The sequence below is a fragment of the Stenotrophomonas sp. A3_2 genome, assembly GCF_036624925.1.
GTDB classification, from domain to species: Bacteria; Pseudomonadota; Gammaproteobacteria; order Xanthomonadales; family Xanthomonadaceae; genus Stenotrophomonas; species Stenotrophomonas hibiscicola.
Genome location: NZ_JAZKVY010000005.1, coordinates 1 through 437 on the forward strand (window position 1 = coordinate 1; position 437 = coordinate 437).

Annotated in this window: 1 pseudogene; it reads left to right on the top strand. The window is 70.0% G+C overall.

Going from position 1 to position 437, the window contains the following annotated elements:
- A pseudogene (locus R5H29_RS00020) lies at positions 1-237 on the top strand (BCCT family transporter); the annotation flags it as partial.
- Between the last annotated feature and the right edge of the window lie 200 nt (positions 238-437).

The following is a 437-nucleotide window of genomic DNA, read 5'->3' on the forward strand; positions in this document are numbered from 1 at the left end:
GTGCACCCGTCGTGTTGACGATGGCGTGGAAGATGGGCATGACGCGCCGATCTGGCTGCGCGTGTTCTGGGCCGTCGGTATCACCGTGGCAGCGTCGGGCTGCTCCTGGCCGGCAATTTCAGCGCAATGCAGACGGCGGTGGTGCTGTGCGGCCTGTCGTTCTCGTTCACCCTGGCGTTCTACATGTGGGGCCTGCTGAAGGCGCTGCGCACCGACCCGGACGCACCGCTCCGCTGAGTGGTTCTGTTGAGCCGAGCCCATGCTAGGCTGCTGTCGGCGCAGAAGCAGCCGAGCGCAGGCCCGGCTCTACAGGGGGGTGCATCGCAAACGGAAAGGGGCGGCTCCGTGGGGCGGCGGCCCGTTTCCCGTACGTTGGGGCCCCCTGGCGCCGCCCCGACTGCCCCCGGCCCCCGGGGCGGCAGTACGCGCCGTCCTTC